Source organism: Cytobacillus solani, from assembly GCF_006704205.1.
Lineage (GTDB): Bacteria > Bacillota > Bacilli > Bacillales > Cytobacillaceae > Cytobacillus > Cytobacillus solani.
Genome location: NZ_CP041305.1, coordinates 3824701 through 3846887, shown reverse-complemented (window position 1 = coordinate 3846887; position 22187 = coordinate 3824701). Strand labels below are relative to the sequence as shown.

Below are 22187 nucleotides of genomic sequence, written 5' to 3'. Positions count from 1 at the left end.
GTCATGGTTTGGCACTGGAGAAGAACACAAAAAAGAGACCACAAAATACATTATCGACTAGCGATAATGACTTTGTGGTCTCTCCGGTTCTCCTGCCGAGCTATTAACTTATCTTCATTATATCATACTTTATAATCATTGAAAACATTTATTTAAATGCCATCGCTGCCTTCACAGCTTTCTTCCAGCCGTTATATAAGTTTTTGCGGCTTTCCTCTTCCATGCTTGGTTCAAAGGATTTGTCAATTGCCCATTGATTCGAAATCTCATCTTCATTTTTCCAATAGCCTACTGCAAGTCCTGCTAAATAGGCAGCGCCTAGAGCCGTCGTTTCGTTAATTGTCGGTCTTTCAACTGGCACATTCAAGATATCACTTTGAAACTCCATGAGAAAGTCATTTTTTACTGCCCCGCCATCGACACGCAAAGTCTTTAATTCAATTCCTGAATCTGCTTCCATAGCGGACAGTACATCTTTCGTTTGGTAGGCAAGCGATTCTAACGTAGCACGGATAAAATGCTCCTTAGATGTACCTCTTGTTAAACCAAATACTGCCCCTCTTACTTCACTATCCCAGTAAGGAGTTCCGAGCCCAACAAAAGCAGGAACAACATAAACACCATCCGTTGAATCTACCTTTTTCGCATAGCCCTCACTGTCTTTGGCATTATGAAGCATTCTCATTCCATCTCGCAGCCATTGAATGGCAGATCCAGCGACAAAAATACTACCTTCTAAGGCATATTCCACTTTCCCATTTAATCCCCAAGCAATCGTAGTTAGTAAGCCATTTTCAGATCGCACTGCCTTTTCACCTGTATTCATCAGCATGAAGCAGCCTGTACCATAAGTATTTTTTGCCATTCCTTCTTCAAAGCATGCTTGTCCGAAAAGGGCTGCCTGCTGATCTCCTGCCGCACCTGCAATTGGAATTTCTTTGCCGAAGAAATGATAATCAACTGTATGCCCATAGATTTCTGAAGATGGCCGTACTTCAGGAAGCATGGAAGCTGGAACACCTAGAATTTTCAACAACTCTTCATCCCATTTTAACTCATATATGTTAAACATTAATGTTCGTGAAGCATTTGAATAATCAGTCACATGGGCTTTACCACCGGAAAGCTTCCAAATGAGCCAAGTATCGATTGTACCAAACAATAACTTCCCTTGCTCTGCTTTTTCTCTTGCCCCATCCACATGATCTAAGATCCACTTCACCTTTGTCCCAGAAAAATAAGCGTCAATCAATAAGCCTGTTTTTTCTCTGAAAGTATCATTATATCCTGCCGCTTTCAATTCTTCACATATATCACTTGTTTGTCTTGATTGCCAAACAATCGCGTTGTAGATTGGCTTCCCTGTTTCTTTATCCCATACAACCGTTGTTTCGCGCTGGTTTGTAATCCCGATCCCCGCAATTTGCTCTGGTTTGACCCCTGATTCTGAAAGCACTTCAGCAATAACAGAAAGAATAGAACCCCAGATCTCATTAGCATTATGCTCTACCCAGCCGGGCTTTGGAAAATATTGCGTGAACTCCCTCTGAGCTGAATGCGTAATCTCCCCATCATTATTAAAAAGAATCGCTCTTGAACTCGTTGTCCCTTGATCCAGTGATAATATAAATTTTTCCATTTTCCCTTCCCCCGTTCAATCTTAAAATCTTTCGATCATGCCGCAGCTTTAGAAGATTCTGTATTCATTTTTTCTTTTTTACCCATAAGATAAACAATGATTAATATTATTATATTAACAGCTAGAACTGTCCATAACATGTTTGAAAGTTTTTCCGTAAAGAAAATCTGATAGAAAATAGATCCAAGTGATCCTCCCATAATCGGTCCTAGAACAGGGATCCACGCATAGCCCCAGCCTGACTTCCCTTTTCCGTGAATTGGAAGCACAAAATGCGCAATACGAGGACCAAGATCACGTGCAGGATTAATTGCATAGCCTGTAGTACCCCCAAGTGACATTCCGATTACTACAATCAATAGTCCCACTGCAATCGGATTCAAACCTTCTGAAAACTTATTTGCACCTATAAATAATAGACCTAGGACAAGAATAAATGTACCTATCACTTCACTTAATAGATTCGAAAAAGTATGAGGAATGGCAGGGCTGGTTGAAAATACAGCTAATTTCGCTCCCTGATCCTCCGTTGCCTTCCAATGCGGCAAGTAATGAAGGAAAACAAGTACACCGCCTAAAAATCCACCAATAAGTTGAGCGATAATATATTCAGGCACTTCCGCCCAAGGAAAATCCCCATTTAAAGCTAAACCAATGGTTACAGCAGGATTCAAATGGGCACCACTAATCGATCCAACTGCAAATACCCCCATTGTTACCGCTAAACCCCAAGCAATTGTAACGACAATCCATCCTCCATTAAAAGAGAATGTTTTCTTTAAATTCGCTCCGGCAACGACGCCTCCCCCAAATAAAATCAAAATCATCGTTCCGACAACTTCTCCCATAAAAGCTGACATCTCATATCCCCTCTCTCATCTTAAAGACAAAATAGACGAAAAAAAGAGATCCACAACAGAATACACCTTAAAAAGGCAAAACTGTGTGAATCTCCTAATCTCCGACACATAGAATTAACTTGTAAATTGAGTATACAACTCTATGAAAACGTTGTCAATTAGATTTAGTCATTAAATATTTCCCATAAATCTATCTTGGAAGTGGTGATTGCTGAGGCTCCAGCTTGCAATGCATTTACTACTTCTTCCTTCGTCCTTATAAGACCTCCAGCCAAAATGGGTGTATTTAACCGCTGATTGACCTCTTCTATCATCCATGGCATCGCTCCTGGCATGACTTCAATATAATCAGGCCTCGTTTTCTCTATTAGCTTATAGCTTTTTTCAAGCGCATGAGAATCAATGAGAAATATCCTTTGAATCGCTACAACTCCCTTTTGCTTTGCTTTTAAAATTACACTCGATTTCGTAGAAATTATTCCAAACGGTTTATACTCTTGACAAATATATTCTGTTGCATAATCATCACTTTTTATTCCATGAATCATATCAACGTGGTAAATCATTTTTTTATTACATGCTTTAGCCATTTGATTTACATTTTTCAATTGGGCAATATGCATGTCCAAAAAGACACCAATTTTATAGGGGCTTTTCAAAAAGTGCTCAAACTCCTTCATCGTTGTCGATGCAGGCAATATTTTTTGTTCCATTTTTTTCAGCTCCAGTTTATGACTATATCCCATATACTAGAAGGAAATAGAAAATAACTCAATAATAAATTGAAAGAAAGCCGATTTTCTAATTCAAAATCGGCTTTTACATGATCCATTCAATTTTATGCTTCTTTTTTGGCTTTTGAAGACACACGTTTCTTTTTTGCCGCAGGTTTTTTCGGTTTCGTCTTGTCAATCGACGCTTGTAGTGCTGCCATTAGATCAGTCACATTTGTAGCAGGTGCTTTTTCAACCGGTGTAACAATTTCTTTTCCAGTCCGTTTCGATTCAATCAGCTCAAGAAGCGCTGTTCGGTATTCATCCGTATATTTATCGGGCTCGAAATCTGTTGTTAGTTGATCAATTAGCAGAATTGCCGTATCAATTTCCTTCTTCGTTACTTTATCTTCAGCAGGAACATTAGGAACATCACCCGCTTTTCGAACCTCATCAGGGTAATGAATGGTTTCCATAACAAGTGTGTTTTCATACACACGGAGCACAGCTAACTGCTCTTTAGAGCGGATAATAATTTTTGCCAACCCTACTTTTTCAGATTCTTCCAGCGCTTTCCGCAATAAAGAGTATGCCTTTCCCCCTCCATCACCAGGTGACATATAGTACGTACGGTCATAATAAATCGGATCAATTTGTTCCATCATTACAAAATCAATAATTTCGACTGCTTTATCTTCATTCTCTTTCTTTAACTTTTCCAAATCCTCCTCGTCAAGAACGACAAACTTCCCCTTCGTATATTCATATGCCTTAACAATTTCCTCCGTCTTAACCTCTACATCACAAACAGGACAAACTTTTTCATATTTAATCGGCGAATGACACTCTTTATGCAGATTTCTCAGTTTGATATCCTTATCTTCGGTGGCTGCATGCAGCTTGATTGGTATGTTGACAAGTCCAAAGCTAATGCTGCCTTTCCAGATTGTATGCATAATGCATGCTCCTATCTTTTTGTTCTTAATTTGCGTTACTGTACCTAATGCATACATTTTAAATGTTGGAAAGATTTCTTTTAGAAAGAGTAGTTTTTATACAACTGGAAAAAATAAAAGATACGTTTGCAATTTAGGAGGTTTAACCATTTGAAGCCGATGCTGCCTAGTCTTTCTTTTGAGATTCCTGAAGGAAAAGAGTGGCTTTATGAAGTTAAGTACGATGGGTTTCGGGCGATTTTACATTGGGACGATAATGAAATAACGCTTACGAGCAGAAACGGCAAATCATTATTGGAATTATTTCCAGAAGTACGATTATTCCTTGAAACGAACAAGGACAAATTTGCCCCTTATCTGCCTCTTACTTTAGATGGAGAATTGGTCTTTCTCGAAAATGCCTATAAGGCACATTTTGGCTCCATTCAAGTTAGGGGAAGAATGCGGTCAAAAAAAAGGATTGCGGATAAAGCAAATGCTTCCCCTTGCAGACTTCTCATATTTGATGTAATCGAATTAAGCGGAAAATCAGTAGTAAATGAACTGTATCTTTCGAGGAAAGCAATATTGCTGGCATTATTTAAACAATGTGATCTCCCCCTTAAACCCGATGAAAAAAGTGTTAAACTCATTCAAATGCTTCCATATTATAAAAATTTCGCCGAGGTTTGGGAAAAGGTTACTCTTTATGATGGAGAAGGAATTGTAGCCAAACAGCAAAATAATAGATGGGAAGATGGAAAAAGAACCTCTTTATGGGTTAAATATAAAAATTGGAAATATGCCACTTGTTTTATCACCTCATATGAAAAATCCAATGGTTATTTTTATGTTGGTGTATACAGGAATCAGACAATTATTCCTATTGGGCAATTTATCTTTGGTATAAAGCCCGATGAGAAGAAAGCACTTGCCCAAATCATTAAAGAAAATAAAGCAGATGAGGACAATCAATATATTTATGTAGAGCCGGCCATTTGTGTAGAAATCAAATATTTGGAAATCTATGAGGAACAGATGCGTGAACCACATTTCCATCAATTTAAATTTGAAATAAAACCGGATTCGTGTACGTATGATCAATTCATTCAGGGACAGAAGAATCTGCCGCCAGATGTGATCATTACCCATCCAAATAAACCATTATGGGAAGAGCCTCCTTTACAAAAGATTGATTTCATCCATTATTTAAGAGAGATTTCCCCATATATGCTTCCTTTTCTAAAAGATCGATTATTAACAGTTATCCGCTACCCACATGGAATTTTCGGAGAGTCTTTTTACCAAAAGAGCTGCCCAGAATATGCGCCAGATTTCGTTGAAACTAAAATGGCTGATGGGATTAATTACATCGTTTGTAATAATCTTAAAACCTTACTGTGGCTTGGGAATCAGCTTGCATTTGAATATCATATTCCTTTTCAAACGATAAATAATCATAGACCATGTGAAATTGTTTTTGACCTTGATCCTCCATCAAGAGAGGCATTTGGACTTGCCGTTAAAGCCGCAAAATATATTAAGGAAATTCTCGATCAGCTTGAACTAATTGGCTTTGTAAAAACATCCGGGAATAAAGGATTGCAAATTTACCTTCCTCTCCTGGAAAATACGTATACGTTTGAAGAGACTAGACTATTCACAGCCTTTATTGCCGATTACTTAGTCTCAAAAGAACCAGATTCCTTTACAATTGAACGGATGAAAAAAAATCGTGGCAATCGCCTCTACGTCGACTATATTCAACATGCAGAAGGGAAAACGATTATTGCTCCTTATTCATCAAGAGGAACTAAAGAAGCCACAGTTGCTACTCCCCTTCACTGGGAAGAAGTAAATGAACATTTACGGATCGCTGACTTTCAAATTCCTGCCATTCTAAAAAGAATTAATCAGTATGGTGACCCTTTTCATCAATATTTTGCAGCGAAAGAAAAACAAAATCTTCAGCCTGTCCTTGATTTCTTAAAAAAATAGAAAAAGCCTGCCTAATCTTCATATGGCAGGTCTTCTATCATTTAGATCAATTGTTCTCCAAAACTGAGCTCATTCGCCCAGCTAAGTGATTCTGCATAAATTTTGAATAAATCCTTCTCATCAATTGTTAGATCTTTACATTTTTCACTGATAACCGTCCACTCTGCCTTTTCAACAGCGAGAACGAGATCGAGCACATCTTTTAGCTGATTATCTTTACCCGTTAATGCTTCACAAATCTCCTCTTCTAGCGGTAAATCTCTTAGAATCATTTCCATAGGCATACTCAATAATGAATCAACCATAGAAAACATGCCTGTCATAAAATTACTTGGTGAGGATGGCCGGTTCTGTCTGATTTTTTCGATTTCTTCACACATTCGCGCTCTTGTAAGGCTAATATGGATCATTTCTTGAGAAATCTCTCTTTCCCCAATTGTTGATTCCCGAACAGCAAGTACATAAATCCATTTTTGAAGCTCAATTAGTCCAAGCAAGACAACCGCCTGCCGGATTGAATTAATCTTTTGCTTTGGTCGAAAAGCGGGAGAATTGATTAATTTTAATAACTTATACGATAAAGAAATATCTCGTTCAATTAACTCCGTAATTCGATCAATATTCGGTTCAGTCATCGACAAATTTTGAATCATTTCATAATATGAATGAAAATAGGTCGGTACATCATGTGTCGAAATAATTACCGGCTTCGCAAAGAAATAACCTTGAAAATAGTGATAGCCCCGTTTCTTTGCCTCTTCAAATTCTTCTCTTGTTTCGACCTTTTCAGCGACCAATTCAATATTCAAATCTTTCGCAATCGCTTCTATTTTTTCCCTCATCTCAAAAGGAGTAGACAAAAAATCAACTTTAATAAAATCCGCAAATTTTAATAGATCATGTGTATATGGATTTAATTCATTCAGTACGAAGTCATCTAGTGCAATTAGATAGCCTTGTGCTCTCAGATCCATACATATTTCGATTAATTCCGGACTCGGGATAACCGTTTCTAAAATTTCTACGACGATCTCTCGAGGTCTAAAATACGTTGGAAGGCCTAACTTAAGCAAATTCTCTGTAAAATTAATGAAACAAGGTTTGCCATTAGAAAGCTTATCAATCCCAATACTTAAAAAGCTATTTATAATAAGTTCAGTGGTTGCCTGGTCTCCATCTACCTCAGGGAAAGCATTCTCATTTTTATCCTTTCGATAAAGAAGCTCATAACCAAACACTTCTTCTGTAAGATTAAAAATCGGCTGCCTTGCAACAAAAACTTCCATTATCTTACCTCCGACAAAAAATTAACAAAATATAACACTTTTTTCATTATATATAAAAACAAATATTTAAAAAGTCGAAATATGTTGATTACAAAAATATTCTCTCATATTTTAATTCTTCTGTCATTAAAATGGGGCACTGAATTATTCAGTGCCCCATTACTTCTTTATTCTATCAAAATGCTATTTAAGCTGTTTGTATAAATTACCCATTTCTATTGCTCCCACTGCAGAATCCCAGCCTTTATTACCTGCTTTCGTCCCGGCACGTTCAATCGCCTGTTCAATTGTATCTGTTGTTAAAACACCAAAGATAATGGGAATGCCGCTTTCCATTCCAGTGGATGCAACCCCCTTAGCAACCTCATTACTGACATAATCAAAATGAGGTGTCGCTCCACGAATGACTGTTCCAAGAGTAATGATAGCATCATATGCTCCCGATTGAGCGAGCTTCTTCGCTGCAAGAGGAATTTCAAAAGCTCCAGGCACCCAAACGATTGTTACGTCCTCTTCATTCACACCATGACGTTTTAAGGCGTCTTCAGCACCACTTAATAATTTGCTAGTAATAAACTCATTAAAGCGGGAAACGACAATTGCCATTTTTAAACCTGTGCCAACTAAATGGCCTTCAATTACGTTTTTCATCTCTCATCTCTCCTATTAAAAAGTTAATAAATGGTCAAGCTTTGACTTTTTAGTTTTTAAATATGAATCATTTTCTTTTTTCGTCGGCATTTGCAATGAGACACGCTCTGTTATTTCAAGACCATATCCTCCTAATCCGGCAATCTTTCGCGGGTTATTGGTTAAGAGCCTCATTTTCCTTACACCTAAATCGACTAGTATTTGTGCACCAACTCCGTAATCGCGCAAATCATCTGCAAAGCCTAGTTTATGGTTTGCTTCGACTGTGTCATATCCTTCTTCCTGCAGCTTATAAGCTTTCAACTTATTTATAAGTCCTATCCCTCTGCCTTCCTGCCTCATATAAAGAAGTATTCCTTTTCCTTCTTTCTCGATTTGTGTAAGAGCCGCTTCCAATTGGGGACCACAGTCACAGCGATTAGAGCCAAAAACGTCACCTGTTAAGCATTCCGAATGGACCCGCAATAAAACAGGTTCATCTTTAGTGATCTCTCCTTTAACTAATGCAACATGATCTTTCCCATCAATTGAATTCGAATAACCTATAGCTCTAAATAATCCAAACTCTGTTGGTAATTGAATGTCTACTTCTCTTTTAACAAGATTTTCATGCTTGTATCGGTACTCGATTAATTGTTTTATCGTTATTATTTTTAAATCGTACTTTTGAGCAACAGCTTCAAGGTCATTCATACGGGCCATTGTCCCATCATCTTTCATAATTTCGCAAATAACTCCTGCTGGTTCCGCTCCAGCTAGTCTTGCAAGGTCAATGGCTGCTTCAGTATGACCTGCTCTCCTAAGGACGCCGCCTTCTTTCCCAATAAGGGGAAATATATGTCCAGGGCGGTTAAAATCTGTTGGAGACACACTCTTATCAAGCATTTTCTCAATTGTTAATGAACGCTCAAATGCACTAATTCCGGTTGAGGTATCTTTATGATCGATTGAGACAGTAAAAGCTGTTTTATGGCTATCCGTGTTACTAGTTACCATCGGTTGCAGATCCAGCTTTGTAGCCAATGATTCTGCAATCGGGACACAAATTAGGCCCCTTCCTTCTTTCGCCATAAAATTGATTGTTTCCGGTGTTACATACTGTGCAATCGAAACAAAATCACCTTCATTTTCCCTGTCTTCATCATCGCAAACAATAATGACCTTCCCTGACTTTAAATCTTCTATGGCTACTTCTATTTCACTAAGCATTTCATTTACCTCCAATTGTCCTTTCTTAAGAAAGAAAGCCGTGTTCTTGTAGAAAGCTTTCTGACAAAATTTGTTTGCGACTCGTTTCTTTTTGTTCTCTTTTCATAAATGAAAACAAATATTTTGCTAGCATATCAAACTCAATGTTGACTGTATCACCTACATGTTTCATATCTAGTACGGTCTCTTTTGCTGTATGTGGAATAATCGAAACAGTTACCGAATCATCCGTTACCCCAAATATGGTTAAGGATATGCCATCTATTGCGATTGAGCCCTTCATTAAAAGGAGGTGACTGAATGATATAGGGACTGAAATATCAAAATATATAGCATTTTCTTTAACAGCCTTTTTTAGTATTTGTCCAATGCCATCTACGTGTCCTGTGACAAAATGCCCTCCAAATCTTCCATTAACCGCCAGCGCTCTTTCTAAGTTAACCTTTGTCTGCTCTTTAACAGATGATAATGAAGTGCTTTTAAAAGTTTCTGGCATGACATCTGTGGAAAACTCATCACTATTTATTTCTGTTACAGTTAAACAAACACCATTGACGGAAATACTGTCTCCTAAATGAATATCCTTTAAGATTTTAGATGCCTTAATTGTTAACTTAATTGTCTTCCCATACTTGACGGCACTATTTACTGTACCGAGTTCTTCAATGATTCCCGTAAACAAAGCGTTATCCCTCCTTTATAGGCTTTGCCAATAACTTTATGTCTTTACCAACATACTCAATGGATTCAAATGAAAGCTTTTTTGCATGTTTGACGAATTCAATGCCAGTTTCCCCAATAAAAGGAATTGCCTCTTTTCCGCCAATGATTATGGGCGCTATATACAAAACGATTTGCTGGAATGCATCATTTTTGACGAAGGATGCATGAATTTCAGAACCGCCTTCTACTAAAACAGACATGATGTTTCTACTTCCCAGTTCATTTAATACATCTGGAATAAGTACAGTCTGTGTTGAGAAAGGAAAAACCTCTACTCCATATTGCTGGATTGCTTCTACTTTATTTTCATTTATTTCTCTTCCGGTAAATATAATGGTTTTTGCGGCTCCATCCTGTATGACATTGGATTCAACAGGTGTTCGTAGATGTGTATCTAATACGATTCGAATGGGATTTTTTCCACCTCGGGGCAGTCTGGTGGTTAAATGTGGATTATCGTGAATAATCGTATTCACGCCTGTTAGGATAGCATCATGTTCGTGTCTTAGTTGATGAACATCCAATCTGGATTCTGGAGAGGTAATCCATTTGCTGTCACCTGTTTTTGCAGCAGTCTTTCCATCTAAAGAGGCTGCCGATTTGATTGTTACGTAAGGGGTGTTCGTCTGAATAAAATGAAAAAATGGTTCATTCATTGTATAGGCGTCTTCTTTTCCAACGCCTACCTCTACTTCAATACCAGCCCTTTTCAGTTGAGCGATCCCTTGACCAGCTGCAAGAGGGTTTGGATCAAGCACTGCGATAACAACCCTTTTGATTCCTGATTTACAGATTAATGCTGTACAAGGGGGTGTTTTTCCGAAATGGCTGCAAGGTTCAAGGGTAACATACAAATCCGCTCCATTTGCTTCATTCCCAGCCATACGAATGGCGTGTACTTCCGCATGGGCAGTTCCAGCTTTTAAATGAGCGCCCATTCCAATGATTTGGCCGTTTTTAACAACAACAGCTCCAACTATCGGATTCGGGTTTGTTTGCCCTTTCATAGATAGTGCCATTCTTAATGCCAGTTTCATATATTCTTCATCTTTCATACTAGTTTTCTTATTCTCCTTTCATCCATTGATTTCTCCAGAAAAAACAAAGCCCCGCACAAATATGTACGGGGCAAAAAAACATAACCAAAGAAGCGTAAAACAATACAATTTTTACGCAAATTAGTCATTCCTTCTCCCATCCAGACTTTAACTGTCGGCTTTGGAATTTCACCAAATCCACCGTTTTCAACATTTGAAAACGGGTCACGGACTAAGAGGTCACCCTCATCACCGCCGGTTGGGAATTTCACCCAGCCCCGAAGGAATCCTATTCGATTAGTTGAATTTTATCACGAGTAAATAAAATTTACAATTTGAAGTGTTTTTTCTACAAAAAAAGAAACACCCAAAAGTACTTCTTTCATCTATTTACAATCTATTAACCTATCACATGAAAAACAAAATTAAAAAGAAAGAGTCCTGCAATGACATATAAGGATAAGGAAACTTCCTTTGCTTTGCCAATCGCAATTTTGAGAATCGGATAAAGGATAAACCCGACAGCGATTCCGTCTGCAATGCTATACGTAAACGGAATCATCGCAATAATAAAAAACGCTGGAAAGCTTTCACTTAAATCTTTCAAATCTAGATTACGAATATTTTGCAGCATCAATCCGCCAATAATCATTAAAATCGGTGCAATGGCACTATTTGGGATCAGCTTAATAACCGGAATAAAAAACGCAGAAAGTAAAAAGAGCAAACCAGTGATGATTGTCGTTAATCCTGTTCTGCCTCCTGCCGCCATACCAGCTGTGCTTTCAACTGTTGCCACAGTTGGACTTGTTCCAAATACCCCGGATAACATCGCCGATATCGAATTCGCCTGGAAAGCACGAGTAAACCTATCTGAACGATTAATAAATGAAACATGGCCATGAACTAAACCGATATTTTCAAACACAAGAACCATTGTTAATGAAAAGACGGCAATCCAGAAGGTAATTGATAGGATATTATCAAATGACATGGCACCGAAAACTTCCATATAATCCGATAATGAGAATGCCTTCTCCTCTGATTGTGTAAAGTCAATCAAGCCAAATAACCATGCAATTACTGAGCCTGCAACCACCGTAATCAAAAAATTCCCCGGTGTATTGCGCATAAAAAGAATTATGGCTATTAGGAAGGTAAGAATGGTCGCAAGTACTTGCGGTTCTCCAAGTTCACCAAGAGCAATGATTGAATTTGTCCCTTTCTCGACAATTCCGCCCTTCTCTAGTCCGATTAGCATTAAAAATAATCCAAGTCCCACTGTTATTGCTTCTTTCAAAGATTGTGGAATGGATTCACTTAAAACAGTCGAAAAACGAGAAAAGGCAACAAAAGTAAAGATTAAACCAGAAACAAAGACGACGGCTAACGCTTCCTGCCAAGACATTCCCATTGATTGAACAATGGTGTAGGAAAATAATGCATTAATCCCCATGCCTGGTACAAGAAGAATTGGCACATTTGCCCATAAGCCCATTAATAGGCAGCCAACAACAGATGTAATTATCGTTGCAAAAATAGCTGCTTCAAGTGGAATCCCAGCTTCCGATAAAATAAGTGAATTAACGGCAATAATATATACGATTGTAAAAAATCCAATCATCCCTGCCAAAACTTCACGTTTAATCGAAGTCTGATTTTCCTCAAGCTGAAAGAAATGGGTAAACCAGTTTTTCTTCATAATGAAACGACCTAACTATTCAATTAGCCCTCTCCCTACCCGCTCCCCCTGAAAATTTCAGGTGAGCCACAAGGCATTATTTTAACAAAAATTTTTCAGTTTGCCAATAGGTATGAAACTTTTTTGTACAATGGCACGTATAGAATTATATCTTAGGAATGGAAGGATACATGGACTGTGAATGAAACAAAAGAACAATTGCTAACTGAATTGAAAAAGAGTGAGGATTGGGAAAAGGATCAAAGTGATTTATGGTTTTGGGAGAAAATCGGCCGGCTGCCCTTTAAATTATTGGACAAGTTTACCCCTGCTTTTTTGCAAAATAAGATCGGCGTTATCTTGGATGAATTAGGTCAATATGTACAATCAGGAGGAAGCTATTTAAGCTCCGTTTCCTCCATTAAGTCGTATTACCCTAATCGGGATGTGGAAAATTTAGAGGATGTTGCAGCGATACCGATCCTTGAAATGGATCAAACAGTTACAAAGCTAACCGGAAACCGCAAAAAACTTGCCACCGTTCAAGGGGCGAGTACGGGAATCGGAGGCATCTTTACGCTAACAATTGATATCCCATTACTGCTTGGTATGCAGTTAAAAACCCTTCAGGATATTGCGATATGCTATGGCTATAATCCGAATGATAAAAAAGAAAGAATGTACATTGTTAAAGTTCTACAGTTTGTCTCTTCCGATATTGTTGGAAAAAAAGCGATCTTAAATCAGCTTTCTCTCATCGACTCCCCAGAAGATGAACAGGCGAAAAGAGAAGTGGTATCAGAACTTCAAGGATGGCGGGAAGTCGTATTTACTTATCGAGATCAGGTTGGCTGGAAAAAGCTCTTTCAGATGATTCCGATTGCTGGTTTGCTATTTGGCGCCTTTATTAATCGCTCAGCTGTTAATGATATTGCTGAAGCAGGCATGATGCTGTACCGAAAAAGAAGAATTAAAGAACGATTAGCTGAATAAAAGAAAACGGTACTGCTCAAAATGGCAGCACCGTTTTCTTTTATAAAAGTTTCAGGATTTCCTTTTCTAATTCGTCTTCCTCTACCGGACCCATTACTTTTCTTCGAATGACCCCATCTGAATCAATGAAAAAGCTTGTTGGATAGCCAATGATTGCATAATCATGAAAAACAGCCCCATTTTCATCTAATGGGATTGGAAATGTCAGTTTGTATTCATCTACAAACTGCCCCACATGCTTTGGGTCTTTTTCTGAAGTTGTCACATTGACTGCAAGGATTTCAAACCCATCTTTTTTATATTTTTTATAAAGCTTTTCCATATGAGGCATTTCATCTTTACAAGGCGGACACCAGGTCGCCCAGAAATTAAGAAGAACAGGCTTGCCTTTATAATCGCTTAACTGAACTGACTTCCCATTTAAATCAACTAATTCAAATTCAGGTGCCCGTTTTCCTTCAATTAATCCAATTGGCAGCTCGCTAGCATTCTCTAACTTCTCATATTTATCTATTTGTTCAATCTCATTATTGTTGTCATTAAAAATATACCTATCAGCGATGATTAACAGAACAATGACAATTGCTGCTCCTACAATCCATTTCTTCATACACGCACCTCTTTAAGATGAATCCTATATGCTATATCATACATGACCCTTCACCTAAAGACTATTAAGGTGCATTAAATTTCCACCCTCAAAAACCTGAACAGTTCCTGGCACACCATTATTTAGTGGAGGATATTCGCAAGGATAGCGAACATGTTTAATTTTTGTTCTTCACTTAAACTTTTTTCGAAAGAAAGTACTGGCGTATTCGGATCCTTAATTTTATTCTCCCACTCTATCGGCATTATGCCCTTTTGGAGCCTAGAAACCCTTATTTGATTATGGAAAAACTGATAATCCATATACATATGTGCACGCGTAACAACGATTTCCTCTCCCTTACTTTCAAAAATTGTTTTTGAACGCATTTCATCCAATACGCTGATGATATTTATTAAGTTCTGATCTTTATCCATTATTTCTATCTGATTCTTATTAAATGTAAAGATTGCAAACATATGGTTTGATTCATCATAAAGCCCAAACTTTCTTTCCAAAAGCTTGTCCAAAAAACGCGGTAAAAACCATTTAAAGAAAAGAAGTTTCCTTTCTCTAAGCTCTCCCAATAATTGCCCATCACTGCTAAAGAATAGTATTCGTAATGAGGGAGCCGGCAAAAAATGAAGCAGTACATAATCTGTCTTTACTAGTGTTTCATTCTTGTTTTTATTTTCCAGCAGGTTCTCTGAAAATGCTTTCGACCGCCGATCACAGACCAAATAATGTTGATAACAAAAAAAACTATATACAAGAAAGGGAAGAACAACCAAGACAACTCTTCCATCCCTTGCAATCATAATTCCGTAAATAATAAGAAAAAATAGAGGAATCAGTGTAGCGAGGCTGACACTTAAGGAAAGGGATGCTGTTCTTCTATAATATTGCTGTATATTCATATGTAAAACTCCTAACTAAGCAAGAAGGAAAATCCTTCCTTCTAAACTGAAAATATGCTATTAATTAATTGAATCTCTAATATTCTATTAAAGAACTTTCCCAAACATGATTTTTAGGAGGAAAAACATGAAAAAATTCATCTATTTTGGTGGATTGCTGATAATCCCGCTTGTTATCATTTTGATAATTCATACCCAGATGGTCAAAACCGCGAATCAGACTCCTCCTGCAAATATTCCGTACCTTATCGTTCTCGGAGCAAAAGTGAACGGGGAGGAAATGTCTCTAAGTCTGCTTTATCGAGCAAAAACAGCACTTTCCTATTTAGAAGACAACCCTAACACCGTTGTCATTGTTACTGGCGGCAAAGGAAAAGGCGAAAATATTACAGAGGCAGATGCACTTAGCCGATTTTTCATTGAGAATCATATTAATGAAAACCGTATCCTGGTTGAAGATCGCTCCACTTCCACATACGAAAACTTAAAATTCACTAAAGAACTTTACGAAATTGATGAAGCTGTCATTGTCAGTAATGACTTTCATCTCTATCGAGCGACCACTTTCGCAAATAAAGTTGGCATCATCGGCTACCCTTTAGCTGCTGAAACGCCAAAGGTAGTGAAGGCAACACTTTTTATCCGCGAATATGCAGCAGTCATTAAAATGAAAGTATTTGGTTCATAAAATAGAAAAAAGCTATCGTGAAAACGATAGCTTTTCATTATAAAATAACAATAATTGCTTACCAATTGAGGATTCTATCTCTATACCTTTTTGCATCTTCAAATCCTTGAAGATATAATTTTTCCAGCTTATTTGGGTCTCTTTCCATTCTTCCTACCTCTAAAGGTTCTAGAGGCTGAATGATTAAAACTCTGCCGTTTCTTTCTTCTTCTTCGAGATAGCGGACCGTATCATTATATTTTTGATAACGGCTTGCCAATGCTTGCTGTAATCCGTCATACTGCGGGTATTTTCTTTTGACAAGAAAATGAAATTTCGAAGGCTTCTTTCTGTATCCTTTGTTTCTAGTTAAAATAACTACCGACCGATTGAAGCCATCATTTTGAGCTTTTTTTATTGGGATTGGATCACTAATTCCTCCATCAAGCAAAATACGATTTTTAAAATGCACTTCAGGAGCAATAAATGGCAATGAGCTGGAAGCTCTAACAATTTTCAGCAGATCCTCTCCATAGTCCTTTTTTCCGAAATAGACTGGTTCCCCTGATTGACAATCCGTCGTTCCTATCACAAATTCCGCATGATTGCCGTAAAATTCATCAAAGTGATAGGGAACATATTTGTTAGGAATCTCATCAAAAATGAAATCCATCCCAAAAAATTGCCGGGACTTAATGAAGTTTCGCCATGAAATATAGCGGGGATCTGATACATATTCAATATTTACAATTTTGTTCCGTCCCTTTTGTTTTGATAAATAGGAGGCAGCTACACCGGCACCAGCGGAAACGCCAATCACATAAGGAAAATTTATTTCCTGCTCCAAGAAATATTCTAGAACACCAGCCGTATAGACGCCCCGCATCCCTCCTCCTTCCAAAACGAGTCCAATATCATTCATTACCGATCTTCTTCCTCTCATTTACAGTTTCGCTTATTATCTTACCAAAACTTTTAGTGAGGAGGTTAAGATTTTGCTTTGACAAAATGAATGAACTTATGCAAGTTCTTTTCGTCGAAAAATAGCAATGCCTCCTCCTAATAACATAATGATTCCGGAAACGGATAGGATAATCGCCGCCCAAACATCAGAAGAGATTGGGCCACTCATTATAAACGTACTTGCATAGGAAAGTAATTGAGCTGGACTCCATTCAAACCATTTCGAAAATGTCCCGCTTATAACGATTAATACGATAACAGCTGCGAACGAAAGAAATCCGACTGCACCTGGTGATTTTAGAAATGAGTTAAAGAAAACCGTAATCGTAAGAACGAAAGAAAGCCATAAACCGTATATGAAAAACGATTGGATAAAATCTATAAAAGGAATCGTGTCAAAAAGGATTCCAACATAATACCAGGATACAAAATACCCGATGAAATAAGATATCCAAAGTAATAGCATGGCCCCAGCCCATTTTGCAGTTACAAATGCCGTATATGAAACAGGCTTTACTAATATTAATCCTGCAACCCCGCTTTTTCTTTCACCTGCGATGATCCCCATGGAACTTAAGATAATCACTAACAGGCCTAGTGTATTATATTGACTTAACGAAGCAACTAATACCTCTTCCGCAGATGGTACTGGTAATTCAATTACAGCACCATCTGGCAAATCACCAAGAGAATCAATTATTTGCGGCATATAATAGGCGGTAATCGGTTCCATTACCGCTATTAGAATAAAAACAATAGGAACCCATATCCATTTGAAATTTCGTGTCATCTCTAGCAGCTCTTTATTTAACAAAGTCATCCACTGTTTCATTTCTCTACCACCTTCATAAATACTTCCTCTAAACTTGTGCGGCTAATCTCAAATTTCACAAGCGGAAGATTCCTCTCTGCAATCACCTTTAGAAAACCTATTTTCGCAAGCTCTATATCTTCAACGAAAAAACTTATTTTATTTCTTTTAATGGCGTGTGATTGTACTTTTACAAGAGCAGTGAACAGTTCCGCATAACGTGCAGCGTCCTCTTTGAACTCAAGATCTATTTTTGCCTGCTGATGCTTATCTCGAAGCTGTTCCATTGTACCTGACTCTACTAATCTTCCATTATGAAGAAAGAGAATTTCATCACACACCTCTTCGGCATCATTTAAGATATGAGTTGAAAAAAGAATAGCTGTTTCCTTTTTCAATCTTCCCATCAATTCAAGTACTTCCCTTCGTCCAAATGGATCAAGGGCAGAGACCGGTTCATCTAGGATAACCAATTTAGGACGGTGTATAATCGCTTGGGCAATCCCCAATCTTTGCTTCATCCCTCCTGAATACTTCCCAATTCGACGATTTTTCGCTTCTTCAATGCCAACTAATTCCAATAATTCCTGTGTTCTTTTTTTTGAATCCTTTTTTGATAAACCTGAAAGCTTCCCAGCATATTCTAAAAATTCCCTACCGGTCATCCAGTCATAAAACACCGGGTGTTGTGGAAGATAACCGATTAAATGACGAAAATCATCTCCTTCCCGGGATCCTGAGAATAAGATTTCCCCATTTGTTGGCTTCATTAATCCTGAAAGCATTTGTAAAGTGGTTGTTTTTCCAGCCCCGTTCGCACCTAGCAATGCGATACATTTCTTATCCATTAATTCGAAGTCTATCCCTTTTATCACTTCATGCTTTTGATAGTTTTTCTTGAGGTTCTTCACATGAACAACTGACATTAATCATTTCTCCTTCCGATTACAAAATATAGAATGGGTCCGACAATATTTACGAAAAGGATAACAAGAATCCACACCCATTTAGGCCCGTTTACTTTTTCAATCCGCACTAAATCAATAATGGCAATGGCCAAAAGTATTAGTTGAATCAAAATGATAGGTGCAACAATTGGTATAATAACTTCCCAATTAACCTGTGATAGTTCCATTTCAAAATCCTCCTTTGCTTCTTTCATCTGTAATTACCTATAAGACGCACAAGTTTCAATTTCGTTCAAAAAAAAAATCCAAGAGATGAAATCTCTTGGATTTTTCCGATTATCGTATAAGTCTGAAGACGAGAGGGAAACGATATTCCTTCCCTTCATAAGCTTTCACAGCTGCAATAATCGTAAAGACAAATGCCGCTATCCCAACAATCCAAATTGTAAGGAACCCGATTAAAATGATCATTAAAATCATACTAATGATGGAATATACTCCATAAGAAATAATGAAGTTGAAATACTCTTTTCCATGATAGTTAATATACTCGGACTCATCCTTCTTTAACAGCCAGATTACCAGTGGTCCAATAATGGTTGTAAAGAAACTTGTAACGTAAATAGCTGTAGCCAGCAACCTTTCATCATTTGATGGCATGTTCGTTCCTCCTTTTTCATTCGAAAACTTCCTTAAGTAGTTCTAATTTATATATGAAGCTAGGATGAGTTCTCTTATGATATTATGTACGCGCTAACTTGAATAAAGTTTCATACATTTTAGCGGATTTATAAATTCCTTCTCTCTTTGCTTTATCTAATTTCAGTTCTTGTTTGGGACAACTTGAATAAAATTGGTAAAGACAACCTATATTCATATATGAAGAGGATGATGGAATTTGATGTCTAAATTAGAAGCTTTTATTCTTGGAATCATTCAAGGACTGACAGAATTTCTGCCAATATCAAGTACTGGCCATTTATATTTAGGCCGGCATTTATTCGGCCTGGATGATGCAGGTTTATTTCTTGATACGATGCTTCATGTTGGTACCTTGCTCGCCGTTCTTGTGGTTTATAAAAACGAGCTCTTTCAGATTTTAAAGAATCCTTTTGGGAAACTTTCTATGCTTCTTGTCGTTGGAACGATTCCTGCTGTTATTGTTGGCTTTCTATTCAGTGATCTATTCGATTCTATTTCAAAAACAGGCGTTACAATTGGGTGGGAATTTTTAATTACTGGATTCATTTTATGGTTTGCAGACAGCATTAAAAACGGCAGAAAGAAAATGGAGACAATTAGTTATGGGGATGCTTTATTTATTGGAACCTTTCAAGCAGCCGCCATTTTTCCTGCTATTTCAAGATCGGGTCTCACAATTGCGGCAGGATTAATCCGAAAATTAGACAGAGAGACCGCTGCTTATTTTTCTTTTCTTCTCTCCATTCCAGCAATTGCAGGCGGAATTATCCTCCAATTTGGGGAAATGGCAGCTGGACATATCGAAGCTATCTCAATTGGCAGCCTGTTCGTGGCAACACTTGCCTCCGCAATATTTGGCTACATAGCCGTTGTGTACATGATTAATTTTCTTAAACGGAAGTCCTTGAAAATATTTGCTGTTTATGTTTGGATCTTAGGATCTTCCATACTCATTTTACAGATGACAGGCATTTTTTAATTTTTATGATAAAGGGGATAGGAAGTTGAAAGAACTTTTCTTTTCTATATTCGAGGTTTTATCCCAGCTTGGATACATAGGGATTGCCCTAGGATTAATGGTTGAAGTCATTCCTAGTGAAATTGTCCTCAGCTACGGAGGCTACTTGGTAAGTACAGGGAAAATTCACTTTTGGGGAGCGCTCGCTGCAGGTATAATCGGCGGAACCATTGCCCAGCTTTTTCTTTATTGGATCGGACTATATGGCGGAAGACCATTTCTTGATAAATATGGGAAATTTTTATTAATTAAGAAATCACATTTAGATGCATCCGAGCAATGGTTTCAAAAATATGGAACCGGTGTTATTTTTACTGCTCGCTTCGTTCCTGTCATCCGCCATGCGATCTCCATCCCAGCAGGCATTGCAAAAATGCCGCTATCAACCTTCAGCATGTATACGATAGCAGCAATGATCCCTTGGACCGTATTATTCCTATTATTAGGCATTCAGCTTGGTGATCATTGGCGAGAAATTAAAGAATATGCCAAACCTGTTCTACTCCCCATCATTATTTTTGCTATTACATCAGTCGTCATCTATTTTCTTTATAAAAAAAGACAGTAAACTAAATTTGTATTTCCTATCAACATATCTCTTGTTAAAATAGTAAAAACAATTGATTACTGAGTGAGAAAGGGAAATCCATGACTAAAATCTTATTAAAAAATGCTTTTATTCATCCAATTACGTCTCCGGCATTTCATGGAGATGTTTTAGTAGATACAGGTAAAATTTCAAAGATCGGGGATTTTATCAAGACAGATTCGGATGTAAAGATCATTGACTGTAACTGCAGCTACTTATTCCCTGGTTTTATTGATGTTCATACACATTTAGGCTTGTATGATGAAGGGACAGGCTGGGCTGGCAATGATGCAAATGAAACAGCAGAAGCTATGAGTCCTCATGTTCGTGCCATGGATGGTGTTTACCCGCTAGATCCAGCCTTTTCCGATGCAGTTAAGCATGGGATTACAACTGTACATATCATGCCTGGAAGCGCCAATGTGATCGGGGGTACTACATCTGTTATTAAAACCGCTGGAAAGAATATTAAAAAAATGATTGTACAAGAAACGGCTGGATTAAAAATTGCTCTTGGCGAAAATCCGAAACGTATACATAGCCAAGGAAATAAGGATTCTATCACTCGAATGGGAATCATGGGAATGCTCAGGGAAGCTTTCTATGATGCCAGTCAATTATATCACCCCGATTCCCTTAGAACCGCCCCCATTATACAGGCATTAAATAAAGAGATTCCTGTGCGTATCCATGCTCATCGTGCAGATGATATCATATCTGCACTGCGATTCGCAGAGGAATTTGATTTAGATTTGCGGATCGAGCATTGTACAGAGGGGCACCTCATTGCCGAGGAATTAGCTGGACTTGATTTAAAGGTTTCAGTTGGTCCAACATTAACAAGGCGTTCAAAGGTTGAACTGAAAAATAAAACGTGGAAAACATATCAGGAGCTTACAAATAATGGTGTTGAAGTATCAATTACAACCGACCATCCTTATATTCCGATTCAGTATTTAAATGTGTGCGCATCCATTGCTGTACGTGAGGGATTGTCTGAGCAAAAAGCATTAGAAGGAATTACCATCCTGCCTGCAAAAAACTTGCGGATTGATAAAAGTCTAGGAAGTATTGAAGAAGGAAAAGATGCTGATTTAGTTCTTTGGAGTCATCATCCATTTCATTATCTTGCTAAACCAAAATGGACAATGATCAGCGGTACTTTCGAATATGAAGAAGCTTGAATTTTGTAGAAATTCGCTGTAGATTTTTGCCACAAAATCGCAATAAAAATAAGTAAAAAAACTATTTCCTTTTTTATTTTTTTTTAGTATTATACGATAGTGAAATCGTTTTTT

Annotated in this window: 23 protein-coding genes and 1 riboswitch; of the genes, 6 read left to right on the top strand and 17 right to left on the bottom strand. The window is 37.7% G+C overall.

What is annotated here, in order from left to right:
* Positions 1–148: 148 nt before the first annotated feature.
* The 4 genes from glpK to ku all read right to left on the bottom strand — a co-directional run bounded on the left by glpK (position 149) and on the right by ku (position 4168).
* Entirely contained in the window at positions 149–1639 is a 1491-nt protein-coding gene (glpK, locus tag FI644_RS19295; protein WP_053476605.1) for a glycerol kinase GlpK, read from the bottom strand.
* 35 nt (positions 1640–1674) lie between these two features.
* On the bottom strand, positions 1675–2499 hold the full coding sequence (locus tag FI644_RS19290) for an MIP/aquaporin family protein (protein WP_053476606.1): 825 nt from the start codon (positions 2497–2499) through the stop codon (positions 1675–1677).
* Positions 2500–2663: 164 nt separating this feature from the next.
* Positions 2664–3212, bottom strand: coding sequence for a glycerol-3-phosphate responsive antiterminator (locus FI644_RS19285; RefSeq protein WP_053476607.1), 549 nt, complete (start codon positions 3210–3212; stop codon positions 2664–2666).
* A gap of 125 nt (positions 3213–3337) precedes the next feature.
* Positions 3338–4168 carry a non-homologous end joining protein Ku gene (gene ku / locus FI644_RS19280; protein WP_053476608.1) on the bottom strand — a complete coding sequence of 277 codons (831 nt, stop codon included), beginning with the start codon at positions 4166–4168 and terminating at the stop codon, positions 3338–3340.
* Between the two features lie 150 nt (positions 4169–4318).
* Here ku and FI644_RS19275 point away from each other — a divergent pair, with 150 nt between their 5' ends.
* Positions 4319–6145, top strand: a complete 1827-nt coding sequence (locus FI644_RS19275; RefSeq protein WP_053476609.1) for a DNA ligase D — start codon at positions 4319–4321, stop codon at positions 6143–6145.
* A 41-nt stretch (positions 6146–6186) separates the two neighbouring features.
* Here the strand turns inward: FI644_RS19275 and FI644_RS19270 are convergent, their stop codons facing one another.
* The 6 genes from FI644_RS19270 to FI644_RS19245 form a co-directional block, all read right to left on the bottom strand.
* Positions 6187–7431, bottom strand: a complete 1245-nt coding sequence (locus tag FI644_RS19270; protein ID WP_053476610.1) for an EAL and HDOD domain-containing protein — start codon at positions 7429–7431, stop codon at positions 6187–6189.
* A gap of 183 nt (positions 7432–7614) precedes the next feature.
* On the bottom strand, positions 7615–8082 hold the full coding sequence (gene ribH, locus FI644_RS19265) for a 6,7-dimethyl-8-ribityllumazine synthase (protein ID WP_053476611.1): 468 nt from the start codon (positions 8080–8082) through the stop codon (positions 7615–7617).
* A 15-nt stretch (positions 8083–8097) separates the two neighbouring features.
* Complete coding sequence (locus tag FI644_RS19260) at positions 8098–9291, bottom strand: bifunctional 3,4-dihydroxy-2-butanone-4-phosphate synthase/GTP cyclohydrolase II (protein WP_053476612.1); 1194 nt, start codon at positions 9289–9291, stop codon at positions 8098–8100.
* A 25-nt stretch (positions 9292–9316) separates the two neighbouring features.
* The gene (ribE, locus tag FI644_RS19255; protein ID WP_053476613.1) at positions 9317–9973 is read right to left on the bottom strand and encodes a riboflavin synthase; all 657 of its coding nucleotides are present in this window, start codon (positions 9971–9973) and stop codon (positions 9317–9319) included.
* A 4-nt stretch (positions 9974–9977) separates the two neighbouring features.
* Positions 9978–11069 carry a bifunctional diaminohydroxyphosphoribosylaminopyrimidine deaminase/5-amino-6-(5-phosphoribosylamino)uracil reductase RibD gene (gene ribD / locus FI644_RS19250; RefSeq protein WP_053476614.1) on the bottom strand — a complete coding sequence of 364 codons (1092 nt, stop codon included), beginning with the start codon at positions 11067–11069 and terminating at the stop codon, positions 9978–9980.
* Between the two features lie 127 nt (positions 11070–11196).
* Positions 11197–11341, bottom strand: a riboswitch (FMN riboswitch).
* A gap of 110 nt (positions 11342–11451) precedes the next feature.
* The gene (locus tag FI644_RS19245) at positions 11452–12753 is read right to left on the bottom strand and encodes an NCS2 family permease (RefSeq protein WP_053476616.1); all 1302 of its coding nucleotides are present in this window, start codon (positions 12751–12753) and stop codon (positions 11452–11454) included.
* A gap of 177 nt (positions 12754–12930) precedes the next feature.
* Between FI644_RS19245 and FI644_RS19240 the strand changes: the two genes are divergently transcribed.
* Positions 12931–13725, top strand: coding sequence for an EcsC family protein (locus FI644_RS19240; RefSeq protein ID WP_053476617.1), 795 nt, complete (start codon positions 12931–12933; stop codon positions 13723–13725).
* A gap of 40 nt (positions 13726–13765) precedes the next feature.
* On the opposite strand, the gene FI644_RS19235 is transcribed toward FI644_RS19240, so the two are convergent.
* The gene (locus FI644_RS19235; protein ID WP_142108733.1) at positions 13766–14335 is read right to left on the bottom strand and encodes a TlpA disulfide reductase family protein; all 570 of its coding nucleotides are present in this window, start codon (positions 14333–14335) and stop codon (positions 13766–13768) included.
* Positions 14336–14457: 122 nt separating this feature from the next.
* Positions 14458–15231 carry a hypothetical protein gene (locus tag FI644_RS19230; protein WP_053476619.1) on the bottom strand — a complete coding sequence of 258 codons (774 nt, stop codon included), beginning with the start codon at positions 15229–15231 and terminating at the stop codon, positions 14458–14460.
* Between the two features lie 127 nt (positions 15232–15358).
* Between FI644_RS19230 and FI644_RS19225 the strand changes: the two genes are divergently transcribed.
* A complete protein-coding gene (locus FI644_RS19225) occupies positions 15359–15919 on the top strand; it encodes a YdcF family protein (RefSeq protein ID WP_142108732.1) in 561 nt (186 codons plus the stop codon).
* Between the two features lie 58 nt (positions 15920–15977).
* On the opposite strand, the gene FI644_RS19220 is transcribed toward FI644_RS19225, so the two are convergent.
* From FI644_RS19220 to FI644_RS19200, 5 genes are all read right to left on the bottom strand, one after another.
* Positions 15978–16820 carry a patatin-like phospholipase family protein gene (locus tag FI644_RS19220; protein ID WP_142108731.1) on the bottom strand — a complete coding sequence of 281 codons (843 nt, stop codon included), beginning with the start codon at positions 16818–16820 and terminating at the stop codon, positions 15978–15980.
* 96 nt (positions 16821–16916) lie between these two features.
* On the bottom strand, positions 16917–17693 hold the full coding sequence (locus FI644_RS19215; protein WP_142108730.1) for an ABC transporter permease: 777 nt from the start codon (positions 17691–17693) through the stop codon (positions 16917–16919).
* Positions 17690–18598, bottom strand: a complete 909-nt coding sequence (locus tag FI644_RS19210) for an ABC transporter ATP-binding protein (RefSeq protein ID WP_142108729.1) — start codon at positions 18596–18598, stop codon at positions 17690–17692. Before FI644_RS19210 ends, FI644_RS19215 begins: the two co-directional genes overlap by 4 nt.
* The gene (locus FI644_RS19205) at positions 18598–18807 is read right to left on the bottom strand and encodes a PLD nuclease N-terminal domain-containing protein (RefSeq protein ID WP_053476624.1); all 210 of its coding nucleotides are present in this window, start codon (positions 18805–18807) and stop codon (positions 18598–18600) included. Before FI644_RS19205 ends, FI644_RS19210 begins: the two co-directional genes overlap by 1 nt.
* Before the next feature lie 109 nt (positions 18808–18916).
* Positions 18917–19240 (bottom strand): DUF4870 domain-containing protein, encoded by a 324-nt coding sequence (locus tag FI644_RS19200; RefSeq protein WP_053476625.1) that lies wholly within the window; start codon positions 19238–19240, stop codon positions 18917–18919.
* A gap of 241 nt (positions 19241–19481) precedes the next feature.
* Between FI644_RS19200 and FI644_RS19195 the strand changes: the two genes are divergently transcribed.
* From FI644_RS19195 to FI644_RS19185, 3 genes are all read left to right on the top strand, one after another.
* Positions 19482–20261, top strand: coding sequence for an undecaprenyl-diphosphate phosphatase (locus FI644_RS19195; RefSeq protein ID WP_053476626.1), 780 nt, complete (start codon positions 19482–19484; stop codon positions 20259–20261).
* 25 nt (positions 20262–20286) lie between these two features.
* On the top strand, positions 20287–20868 hold the full coding sequence (gene uptA, locus FI644_RS19190) for an undecaprenyl phosphate transporter UptA (protein ID WP_053476627.1): 582 nt from the start codon (positions 20287–20289) through the stop codon (positions 20866–20868).
* Positions 20869–20948: 80 nt separating this feature from the next.
* Positions 20949–22073 (top strand): amidohydrolase, encoded by a 1125-nt coding sequence (locus FI644_RS19185; protein ID WP_053476628.1) that lies wholly within the window; start codon positions 20949–20951, stop codon positions 22071–22073.
* The last annotated feature ends 114 nt before the right edge of the window (positions 22074–22187 follow it).

Excerpts from the sequence above, each read along its gene's own strand:
- glpK (WP_053476605.1), bottom strand. The coding sequence starts at position 1,639 with ATGGAAAAATTTATATTATCACTGGATCAAGGGACAACGAGTTCAAGA.
- FI644_RS19290 (WP_053476606.1), bottom strand. The coding sequence starts at position 2,499 with ATGTCAGCTTTTATGGGAGAAGTTGTCGGAACGATGATTTTGATTTTA.
- FI644_RS19285 (WP_053476607.1), bottom strand. The coding sequence starts at position 3,212 with ATGGAACAAAAAATATTGCCTGCATCGACAACGATGAAGGAGTTTGAG.
- ku (WP_053476608.1), bottom strand. The coding sequence starts at position 4,168 with ATGCATACAATCTGGAAAGGCAGCATTAGCTTTGGACTTGTCAACATA.
- FI644_RS19270 (WP_053476610.1), bottom strand. The coding sequence starts at position 7,431 with ATGGAAGTTTTTGTTGCAAGGCAGCCGATTTTTAATCTTACAGAAGAA.
- ribH (WP_053476611.1), bottom strand. The coding sequence starts at position 8,082 with ATGAAAAACGTAATTGAAGGCCATTTAGTTGGCACAGGTTTAAAAATG.
- FI644_RS19260 (WP_053476612.1), bottom strand. The coding sequence starts at position 9,291 with ATGCTTAGTGAAATAGAAGTAGCCATAGAAGATTTAAAGTCAGGGAAG.
- ribD (WP_053476614.1), bottom strand. The coding sequence starts at position 11,069 with ATGAAAGATGAAGAATATATGAAACTGGCATTAAGAATGGCACTATCT.
- FI644_RS19245 (WP_053476616.1), bottom strand. The coding sequence starts at position 12,753 with ATGAAGAAAAACTGGTTTACCCATTTCTTTCAGCTTGAGGAAAATCAG.
- FI644_RS19235 (WP_142108733.1), bottom strand. The coding sequence starts at position 14,335 with ATGAAGAAATGGATTGTAGGAGCAGCAATTGTCATTGTTCTGTTAATC.
- FI644_RS19230 (WP_053476619.1), bottom strand. The coding sequence starts at position 15,231 with ATGAATATACAGCAATATTATAGAAGAACAGCATCCCTTTCCTTAAGT.
- FI644_RS19225 (WP_142108732.1), top strand. The coding sequence starts at position 15,359 with ATGAAAAAATTCATCTATTTTGGTGGATTGCTGATAATCCCGCTTGTT.
- FI644_RS19220 (WP_142108731.1), bottom strand. The coding sequence starts at position 16,820 with ATGAATGATATTGGACTCGTTTTGGAAGGAGGAGGGATGCGGGGCGTC.
- FI644_RS19215 (WP_142108730.1), bottom strand. The coding sequence starts at position 17,693 with ATGAAACAGTGGATGACTTTGTTAAATAAAGAGCTGCTAGAGATGACA.
- FI644_RS19210 (WP_142108729.1), bottom strand. The coding sequence starts at position 18,598 with ATGTCAGTTGTTCATGTGAAGAACCTCAAGAAAAACTATCAAAAGCAT.
- FI644_RS19205 (WP_053476624.1), bottom strand. The coding sequence starts at position 18,807 with ATGGAACTATCACAGGTTAATTGGGAAGTTATTATACCAATTGTTGCA.
- FI644_RS19200 (WP_053476625.1), bottom strand. The coding sequence starts at position 19,240 with ATGCCATCAAATGATGAAAGGTTGCTGGCTACAGCTATTTACGTTACA.
- FI644_RS19195 (WP_053476626.1), top strand. The coding sequence starts at position 19,482 with ATGTCTAAATTAGAAGCTTTTATTCTTGGAATCATTCAAGGACTGACA.
- FI644_RS19185 (WP_053476628.1), top strand. The coding sequence starts at position 20,949 with ATGACTAAAATCTTATTAAAAAATGCTTTTATTCATCCAATTACGTCT.